Source organism: Oscillatoria sp. CS-180, assembly GCF_028330965.1.
Taxonomy (GTDB): domain Bacteria; phylum Cyanobacteriota; class Cyanobacteriia; order Phormidesmidales; family Phormidesmidaceae; genus Halomicronema.
On the sequence record NZ_JAQMUB010000055.1, the window covers coordinates 1 to 8,774 of the forward strand.

At 53.5% G+C, this 8,774-nt stretch carries 12 protein-coding genes and 1 pseudogene; 4 read left to right on the forward strand and 9 right to left on the reverse strand.

Annotated features, from left to right (window positions below):
- Positions 1 to 615 precede the first annotated feature (615 nt).
- A complete protein-coding gene (locus PN498_RS13380; RefSeq protein WP_272063309.1) occupies positions 616 to 801 on the reverse strand; it encodes a hypothetical protein in 186 nt (61 codons plus the stop codon).
- A 946-nt stretch (positions 802 to 1,747) separates the two neighbouring features.
- Here PN498_RS13380 and PN498_RS13385 point away from each other — a divergent pair.
- The gene (locus PN498_RS13385; RefSeq protein WP_272063310.1) at positions 1,748 to 1,960 is read left to right on the forward strand and encodes a hypothetical protein; all 213 of its coding nucleotides are present in this window, start codon (positions 1,748 to 1,750) and stop codon (positions 1,958 to 1,960) included.
- A gap of 58 nt (positions 1,961 to 2,018) precedes the next feature.
- Here PN498_RS13385 and PN498_RS13390 read toward each other — a convergent pair whose 3' ends face one another.
- Both PN498_RS13390 and PN498_RS13395 read right to left on the reverse strand, forming a co-directional pair.
- Entirely contained in the window at positions 2,019 to 2,297 is a 279-nt protein-coding gene (locus tag PN498_RS13390; RefSeq protein WP_272063311.1) for a hypothetical protein, read from the reverse strand.
- Positions 2,298 to 2,395: 98 nt separating this feature from the next.
- Positions 2,396 to 2,593, reverse strand: coding sequence for a hypothetical protein (locus tag PN498_RS13395; protein ID WP_272063312.1), 198 nt, complete (start codon positions 2,591 to 2,593; stop codon positions 2,396 to 2,398).
- A 282-nt stretch (positions 2,594 to 2,875) separates the two neighbouring features.
- Here PN498_RS13395 and PN498_RS13400 point away from each other — a divergent pair, with 282 nt between their 5' ends.
- Positions 2,876 to 3,088 carry a hypothetical protein gene (locus PN498_RS13400; protein WP_272063313.1) on the forward strand — a complete coding sequence of 71 codons (213 nt, stop codon included), beginning with the start codon at positions 2,876 to 2,878 and terminating at the stop codon, positions 3,086 to 3,088.
- Positions 3,089 to 3,130: 42 nt separating this feature from the next.
- Here the strand turns inward: PN498_RS13400 and PN498_RS13405 are convergent, their stop codons facing one another.
- From PN498_RS13405 to PN498_RS13415, 3 genes are all read right to left on the reverse strand, one after another.
- Positions 3,131 to 3,967 (reverse strand): Rpn family recombination-promoting nuclease/putative transposase, encoded by an 837-nt coding sequence (locus PN498_RS13405; RefSeq protein ID WP_272063314.1) that lies wholly within the window; start codon positions 3,965 to 3,967, stop codon positions 3,131 to 3,133.
- A gap of 27 nt (positions 3,968 to 3,994) precedes the next feature.
- Positions 3,995 to 4,177: a hypothetical protein gene (locus PN498_RS13410; protein WP_272063315.1), complete on the reverse strand. Its 183-nt coding sequence runs from the start codon at positions 4,175 to 4,177 to the stop codon at positions 3,995 to 3,997.
- A gap of 528 nt (positions 4,178 to 4,705) precedes the next feature.
- The gene (locus PN498_RS13415; RefSeq protein ID WP_272063316.1) at positions 4,706 to 4,915 is read right to left on the reverse strand and encodes a hypothetical protein; all 210 of its coding nucleotides are present in this window, start codon (positions 4,913 to 4,915) and stop codon (positions 4,706 to 4,708) included.
- Positions 4,916 to 5,015: 100 nt separating this feature from the next.
- Here PN498_RS13415 and PN498_RS13420 point away from each other — a divergent pair, with 100 nt between their 5' ends.
- Positions 5,016 to 5,324 (forward strand): thermonuclease family protein, encoded by a 309-nt coding sequence (locus tag PN498_RS13420; protein ID WP_272063317.1) that lies wholly within the window; start codon positions 5,016 to 5,018, stop codon positions 5,322 to 5,324.
- A gap of 173 nt (positions 5,325 to 5,497) precedes the next feature.
- Here the strand turns inward: PN498_RS13420 and PN498_RS13425 are convergent, their stop codons facing one another.
- Positions 5,498 to 5,821 (reverse strand): hypothetical protein, encoded by a 324-nt coding sequence (locus PN498_RS13425; protein WP_272063318.1) that lies wholly within the window; start codon positions 5,819 to 5,821, stop codon positions 5,498 to 5,500.
- A 307-nt stretch (positions 5,822 to 6,128) separates the two neighbouring features.
- Here PN498_RS13425 and PN498_RS13430 point away from each other — a divergent pair, with 307 nt between their 5' ends.
- A complete protein-coding gene (locus tag PN498_RS13430; RefSeq protein WP_272063319.1) occupies positions 6,129 to 6,608 on the forward strand; it encodes a hypothetical protein in 480 nt (159 codons plus the stop codon).
- On the opposite strand, the gene PN498_RS13435 is transcribed toward PN498_RS13430, so the two are convergent.
- Together PN498_RS13435 and PN498_RS13440 are read right to left on the reverse strand one after the other, a co-directional pair.
- Positions 6,526 to 7,557: a PDDEXK nuclease domain-containing protein gene (locus PN498_RS13435; RefSeq protein WP_272063320.1), complete on the reverse strand. Its 1,032-nt coding sequence runs from the start codon at positions 7,555 to 7,557 to the stop codon at positions 6,526 to 6,528. The genes PN498_RS13430 and PN498_RS13435 overlap by 83 nt on opposite strands.
- Before the next feature lie 9 nt (positions 7,558 to 7,566).
- A pseudogene (locus PN498_RS13440) lies at positions 7,567 to 8,774 on the reverse strand (hypothetical protein); the annotation flags it as partial.

An 8,774-nucleotide genomic window follows, 5' to 3' on the forward strand; every position in this document is an offset into this window, starting at 1 on the left:
AATACAGAATAGTATCTGATACTATTCTGTATTCTACCTACGACGATCCCTTTCATATAGGATATAGTTATGGATAAGGATATATTATCGATCCCCGATAGGGATAAGGAAAAAGAAAACCGGGATCTGATCTCCACGAAAATCCGCGAACGCTAGAGCCTATATATAGCAATACTTTTGGCCTTTTCTAGTGATCCCGATCCCCATGCAGTCGCCTCGCCTACCATATCTTTGTCCTCAAAAACTAGCAAAATCACCCTCAAAAGATAAGCTATCCGTATCAATTATTTTATCTTATGCCTTAAAAATCGCACTTATTTTAGAAATAGAGATACGATAAGAGGCATTAAGCCCGTTTCTATTTATTCGATTTTCCCTGAAATCCTTGATGTATATAGGTTATGGAATATAAAATATCTATATCTAAAATTCGATTCTTTCTTTATCTATATCTTATCTTTCGTATTTTCGTATCTCTACCGTCAAGCAAAACAAATGTGAAGGAATGTCAAGGTATGGACGTTATTGAAGGCGGTAGCGATCGCATTTTGGGGAGTCGGTCTCTTGGCTCTGCCGCGTTGATGGTAACTCATCTAGCAGCGCTGGGGTAGCGCTCTAATGCCCAGAATGACGACGACTCAGCAGGGCGAGTAGACCACCCGTAACCGCAAAGCTGCCCGAGAGCGCATAATCCGCCCATGAGCGGCCCTCGCCGATCAATATCCCTAACGCGATGCCCAGGCACAACCAAGAGCAAGTCGCCAACCGCTCGGCTAACCGATTCAGGGACCACGCCGACACCGACAGCGGTACAGGCATCACACCTTGTATGGCATCACACCTTGTATGGGAGACGCCCACCACTGACCCTCATGCAAGAATGGCTCACAATAGCCAAAGCAATGACAATGCCTCTCAACCCACTGCGGCACCTTTGATGTGCTCATGAAGCCAACCCATACCTCTGTGGACTAATCGTTTGATTGAGCGCGATCGCTCCAACTCCTTCACCACTAGCGATCCCTCTCCCAGCACTCCAGGCCACGCGATCGCACTTTAAAAAACCGCTCTCTTGGCTCTGCCGCGTTGATGGTAACTCATCTAGCAGAGAGCTGTGGTAGCGCTCTAATCCCCCTCAGAATCGCTCTCAGCCGTCGCTCTGCATCCTCCACATGATGATGATGAAGCATAGCCCCGCGATCGCTGCTTCAAAAGTGCCGCAATTCTCTTCAGCCGCAGTTCTCTTCAGTCCTATCTGCACCAGGACGCACCACTTGGAGGTGCCGTGCTAGAGATCGCTCTCCCATCCAGCACAACAGCGCCCACTCTGGGCACCCACGACTACAGCGTTCAGCAGGGGCCGTATGGGACCAGGAGAGGCTTGGCTTGAATTAAGTGAGTGCGATCGCTCTCCTTGAAATCGCGTGGAAACCCACCTCAAAAACACCTCTCAAGAAAAGGTTTTCTGAAGCCCTTACATATCAATCGTTTCCAAGGAAAAGATCGAGTTGCATGTAGTTTTGGCTCGTGGTCAGGACAGCGATCACTCATCCTAGAAGCTCATGGAGATACCCCTCCAACCGCCTCACTAGCGCCATGGAGCACACACCACCAGCACAAAGGCCATTATCCCGCTCTCCTCAACACCTACAACACGGCCCTCCGGAGCGCTCACGTTAATGCTCAAGACAACTGGAACCCATAGCCGCGATCGCAAATCTGAGAGGTTCTGGCCGTTAGCTAACTCATGATACTTTCCACCCCTCACATTCAGACGGATGATAGCGATGCCCTCAGAGCTGCTAACACGGGCGATGTAACGGCGATCGCTGTCTCAGGCAGTGCCGCAATACCGCACTCACACCCGACCAATTACCGTGGCACAACGCCAAAAACGGTCAATTACCATGGCACGATATTTTATCCATATCTAATACAGCAGGTTGGACAAAAAAGATAAGGAAAGAGATAGTGTTCTACTGTCTCAAGACGACCATTCGCAAAACAGATGCCTGAGGCTAGAACTTGGCAGGCACTGGAACAGCGGCCTGGGAAATCTGCCAAACGGCAGCAGACATGCCCTCAGCAGCAATCGCCGCTAGCTGCTCCCAGTCCTCTTGCAGAAAAAGCTGAGTCAGCATTCGATACGCCTCTAGGTAGGCAGCTTCTGTAGCATCACCGCCTGAAGCTGGAGCGCCTTTATAGAGAGTAATGGGCAGGCATCTGCCTGCTTGCTCAGCGTCGCTTTCCCAATAGAGGCATGTCTGGCAAGTTCCTGGCTGGGGCGTCGCAATCATCTTTTATCACTTCCTGCTTAACTGATTTCCAGATATCGACAAAGACAGGTCCACCACCGCGACCGGGGCGATCGCTGCCTCAAACATAAAAGCATTTCTCAAACCCTGACAGTGTCGCCGTTTCTCAGGAAAAGTCGAGTTCGGGCAGTGTCTAACTCGCGATCGCTCTTCCCCCAAAAACGCACTCCCCTCCAGCGCAACAGCGCCATTGCTCCATGAACCCAGACCGATCGGCCCTCAGAACGACTCTCAGGCACGATAGGAACCGCGTTGGCGTAGCCGCTCCGACGGAGCATCGCTCATTCCGCACCAAGGCGATCGCGACCGCCAGACCGCAGCATTGCAATACTGGCAGTTCATATCAGCTCGGTTTGCCCCCAATCGCACTAGGGCTGTAGTGGGCAAAAACAAAGCCCCCACCAGAACGGTAGGGGCAGTAGTGAAATTCCGCGCGGCTATTCTAGCGGTTAGATGACAATTTTCGTGGCACTCCCTGGAAGCGCGTTCCCCTCAATCCCAACAGGGCATTAGAGCGACTTCTAGCAGCGACCGCAGGACTGTTGGAGGGGAACACAACATTGACCCTACGCTCCTCAGAACGGCTCTCAGGCACAATCGGAACGCGATCGGGGTGGGGAAGAACGACCGCCTTGAAAACGCGATCACTGCCGCTCTCAATATCAAGGGTAAGGGCACTGGGAAATCCGCAATCGCTCCTCGTGATGCTGGTGCCTGCGATCGCGCTGGCGAGAACGGGCGATCGCGCTTTTGCCTCAACGGTTGGGGGTTGACCAGAGGCCGACGGATGGGTTGGTGATCGCTGGCTTCACCGCTCACGGCTGGGCTAACCATCCCTCTAAATCAGAGGCCTCAGCAAAATCAAACAACGCTTCTCCCAGCGCTTCAAGCTGCTCTAAAGACAGCGCCTTCACTTGCGCCTGCAACGAGTCCGGCAATGGCCCTAGCTTCCGCGTCAGTTGTCGGGAAATGAGCGAGCGCGCTTCCTCTTCTCGGCCTTCCTCTCGACCTTCCTGATACACACGGGTCTCTCTCAATTCACTCAGTCCTAACATTGCCGCGATCTCCTCCCGCGACCGGCGCGGAAATGTGTACACCACTATCGTCTCAATTAATTCTATAAGCCGCGCCGTATCCACCGCCGAACGCGACCCCTGCTGCACCCGCTCAATCAGTCCTCTGGCCGCTTCAGGCACGGTCTCGACAGGCTCTATTAACAATCGGAGGATGCCTAAGCCTGGTGTCAACTCCGCCATCGCTCCCAACTCATTCAGGTAGATGACTTCCACCCGGCTCGTCTCTAGGAATTCCTGCAAGGCCCCTTCTGCTACTTCAACGGTCAGATCAGGGTACAGCACCACCGCTCGCCAGTCTTCTACTGCCGGGTTTTGCCGCAAATACAGCAGCACTTCCGAAAACAACCGACGGTACAGTTGCGGGTCACGCTGAAACTGTACTTCCACGAAATAAATGGGCGCGTCCGGGGTGTCCTCCGGGGGCCGGAACACTCCATCAATGCGGAACGCTGTCTGCTTCAACTCTACTGAGGCAAATTGATACCCCTCCGCTTCGGTGGGGTCGCGCTCTAACAGCTCAAAAAGCAACGACGGCACCGACTGAAACAACGCATAAAACAAGCTATCGGTTTGCATCCGCGATCACGCCTCACAAGGCCATCCTTAGCTTATCTTGACTAGGCGTATAAATGTACCAGTTTTTAGAGGCATCGGGCTCGGCACGGGTACCGGGATGACCGCCGCAACCGGATACGCCCACCACCGACCCTCTTGATCAAACGGTTCTTGATAGCCACAGCGATCGCAATAACGTCGGACATGCGGAGGAATTTTTGACTGGCTCATGTCCTCTCCCAACCCTATCACGATGACTCTAGTGCAGATGCATTAGAGCAGCAAGCCACCCTCTCAGATTCTTAACCTCCCACCACAGGGCAATCACCGTTAGAGGCCACCCGCGATCACATCATTCAATTTGTTAGGGTATAAATCGGCCTCGCTTCGCTTTGAATGTTCTCTAACACTTTCGCGATCACCCCCTCACTGGCGCAACCGGCCTCGACGCTATGCCTAAACCCTGAACTCTTTGTACAGAGATAATTACAGCGCTCATCACTAGCCCCGAAGGCCTGCTCCACCGCTGGCCGCGCAGCTCCACAACCGACACAGGAGGAAAGGGGCGATCGCTTCCTCCAGACCACAGCCGTCCAAGGCTGCATAACCCTGCTTGCAACAAGTCGCACCAGAGCGATCTCGCTTCAGGGCGTGGCCGGACCAAGTTATCCCTCAAACGGTTGCACAATCAACTCCTTGCCTGAAGGACGATCTCATCCACCCAGACGAGCGTTCTCCTTGACCGACAAACCACAGGGCTCACACACGCTCATCCACCCAGCCACAGCGATCGCACTCCCAACGCACTGGCCTCTGTGATCGCGCTTTGATCGGGACCTCACATTCAGGACACCGACCCGTGAAAATGGGGTGCCAGTCCAATAACGCTAGTTGCTCCTCTGGGGTCAGCCGCATGGGGGGCACTGCAATCACTTCGCCATCGTAAATGCCAGGACGATCACTCATCATTCGGGGCAATTCTCGCGATCAGTATTAGCCTCAAGCGCGATCGCGCTCCTTCGGCAGGGGCAGCCTAAGTTTAATCTCTTCCCTCCCGTATCACCGCCTCATGCCCCTTAAAGTCACTTTCGCCGCTATCACGCTGACCGCTCTGGCCGCTTGCTCAAGCGAGCACCCCACGGCGGCGGCTCCTGAGACCGTGGCCGAAGTCTACAAAGACGATCAATCCGTCGGACTCCAGCTCGTCGCCGAAGGCTATGCCGTCATCTACGATCGTTACCTCAATAGCTGCGCTGAGTCCCATGATGACTATTTGCAAGCCGAGGCCAGGGCTGAAGCCGTCCTCAATGCCTTCCCTGGTGACCCCCACCGTTTAGACGGTGATGATGATGGGATCCCTTGTGAAAGTCTGCGATAGACAAAAGATAAAGACAAGGATAAAGTTACAGATACAGAAGGGCTCTGGCCGTCAAGAGCACGATCACTAGCACAATACAAGCGGTTCATATCAGGCTAACTTGTACCAACTTGCATCAGAACGCCTCATTCTAGGTCAAACGCGATCACCATCACGCTGAGACGATCGCCCCCTTACTCGGACTTCTTCTTCCCCAGATACTTCGACCGCAACTTCCCATCCTCCCAGTACCGCAGGTACAGGTAAGGCCCGTGCTGCTTATGGCCACGGGTGATGTATTTCTCTTCAATATGACCGCGCCGATCCTGGACTGCCCCCTCGCTATCCGGTAAGGCTCTATTCTTTGAAGCTGAGGGAGCCTTGATGGGCTTATCGTCTGTATCCGGCTCCAGCGCTGCCAACAACCCGCCCAGCGCTGCCTGCAATTCCCGCAACTCTCGCCCCTCCCACCCCGATAGTTCCCGCAACAGTTCATCTACTCGGTTTCGCGATCTCATCTCTCTCAGTTAGGGAATGCCAGCGCATTATAACCACCACCACTTAAATTCAGTCTGAGCGACCAAAGGCCGTCAAGCTCCACCCTCAACACCACTGCCGGTGACCGCAACGACGCCGCTCAACACACAGCCTCACCAGGAAGACGTCCCTCTCAACGCCAGGCCCAGCACCACCCCAAAGCACACCCAAAACCAAACACCCAGCTCGCTCACCGCACCACAATGAAAGTGAGATCGCTGGAAAATGCGATCACGCCACTCGATGACATCCCTTCAAATGCCGCCAACACCTTGAAAGGACGCCCTCATGAACGCTCCCGACAAGGGCGATTACCGCCCGGCTCAATCTAGCGTTCACCCTTCGACTAAAATATCCTTCGCCACCAATGGTACAGGCTTGGCAGGAACCTCATTCGGGCGATCGCTACTGCCATACCGCAAAATGGCTTCTGCGGCACTCCAGCAGTCTGTCAGGCTATCCCCGGTAAACGCGGCTATCCGTCAAGGCTCAACAGTCCACCTGTTCCAAAGGCCCCGGCAATGGCATCACAGCCCTCAGACACCGGGCGTTCGCGTCTTCCTGATCACGCCTATTGAGCCAGAAGCGGACGAACCCCACAGAGCATCCTCCAGCCGCGCACTCACCGCAACAGTCCCCAAAGACGACGCGAACGCACCCAGCAAGTTGATTATCAATAATGGGCTCAAGACTCCGGTTCACCGCCAATTTCTCTTACTGCATTTTCAAGTTCTGATTCTAACTGTTCCTTGCTGGGCAGCGTCTTAGGCAAACGATGCTCAGCGACGGCGATTGGGTTTTGGAGGCTTCTCAAAGAATACTCGGCAATCGTTCTATCCTTCGTTTTACAAAGAATGATGCCGATGGTTGGTTGATCATACTCACCTCGTTCGGCATCGTCGATCGCGGACAGATAGAAATTCATGCGCCCGGACTGCTCCGGTCGGAACTCATCGATCTCTAGTTGAATCACGATGAAGCATCGGAGTTTGAGGTGATAAAACAGCATATCGACATTAAAATCCTGCCCCCCAACACTAATGGGATAATTGCGACGAACAAAGGAAAAGCCAATCCCCAACTCCAGCAGGAACTCCCGCATGTGAGCAATGACATACCGCTTCAAGTCTTGATGCTGGATGTTCTCCTCAACTAATAAGAAGTCGAAGTGATACGGATCTTTGATTAATTGGTGGGCCAGATCTGATTGAGGTCTTGGCAAAGTCTGCTCAAAATTGGTGACAATTCCCTTTTTTTCTTGATACAGACCATTCTCAATTTGCCCGACCAAGACGCTGCGACTCCAGCCATTCTCAATTACCTTTTGCGCGTACCAGAGCCGTTCATCTCGGTTCTTCAGCTTCTCCAACAGGGTGATGTTGTGATACCACGGAATTTTTGCAAGCACCTCTTGCAAAATTGATTCTTCAGGCCATGCCTCCGCTAGAGTCTTCATATAGCCTAAGTTTCGAGCCGAAAACCCTTTCATCTCAGGGAATTCCTGCTTGAGGTCTTTAGAGAGTCGAGCGATCACTTTTGCTCCCCATCCTTGGGCTTGCTGTCGGACCAAAATGTCGCAGCCAATCTGCCAATACAGCAATAGAAGTTCGCGGTTGACAGCCAGTGCCGCTTTCACTTGGGCTGTTCGGATCTGCTGTTTCAGTTCCTCCAGCAACTCTCGATAGTCATCATCTGGAATTAGCTCAGGCTTCGACATATCGTCCTCTTAATAGGTCGCTTCTTGCCAGTTCTCAACCCCCATGTAATCACGGGCAATGTCTTGCAAAATCGTATCTTTATCAACGGAGACATTATGCCGAGCCCCCAGCATAAAGCGCTGATGGATTTCGCCGATCGCCTCTTCTTGCTCCTTCAACACTTCCATGATGACCGGCTGATAGGTCGCCCCCACCAAGCTACCCAGCGCTTTGATGATGGAAACTGAAATCCGCAGCCGAGTATCGTTGCTCTCTTGAGCGGTGTTCCAGTTGATAATGTCCTGCACAATGGCCTCGACCTTGGTTTTCGAGTCAAGGCGGTCGCGTTGTTTCGTGTCCTCTTTCTCTGAGATTGTTTTCCCAGGGGCTACCGCCTGAGCATTTTGGGCGGCTGAGGGCGGCTGAGGCGCTGACTTAGATGGATTCACTGGCGTGCCGAGAAGCTCATGAATACCCGCGAGCTGGGCCTGCGTCTCCTGAAGCTGAGCCGTGACTTGTTCGTTTTCCGATTGCAGCGCCTCCAGCTGGGTTGTGAGCTGCTCATTCTCGCCCTTGAGTTGGCCGACCTGCGCTTGCAGGTCATCGACCTTTGGTGCATCCGACTGTCCAGTCTGGGGATGCTTCGGGGGTCGAGCCTCTAAATCACTCACCTGTTGCCTGAGCGTGTCAATTTCGCGAGTGAACCAGTTAAAGGTGTGCGCCACTTCCCCTATAGTTTCGGCCTGTTGACTCTGGTGCTCTCCTTTGAGACTTTCGTAGGCATTCAGAAGGGCACCGATGAGTTCGGCTGGGCTGCCTGTCCTGCCCTCCTGGGCCATCAGTTCCACCAAGCGCTCTAAGTCATCTTCATAGACTTGGGGGCGTTTAATGGGTCGCTCTTGTGGCTTGCTCATCTGGGGTTCCTCCTCTGCTGTTTCGATGACTGCACCCGTATCTTCCGTATCTTCAGCATCTGCTGCTGTTTGGCTGATCTCTACTGCGGCATCGGCGAATTCATCGGCTTCCGGCTGCATCTCCTCTACCGGCTCATCCCGAAACGCTTCAATTACCTCCAGCCCTGGCAGTTGCCCCAGCCTCAGACCCAAGCGCCCATCCCGGTTGCCCTGGCCGTCCCCGATCGCGTAGTCGTCATAATTCGATCGCGCCGCATAGTTGGGCAGCTTTTCACCGTCCTGGGTAAGGGTGAAATGCCCCTGGATTTCAGCCTTGTACTGAT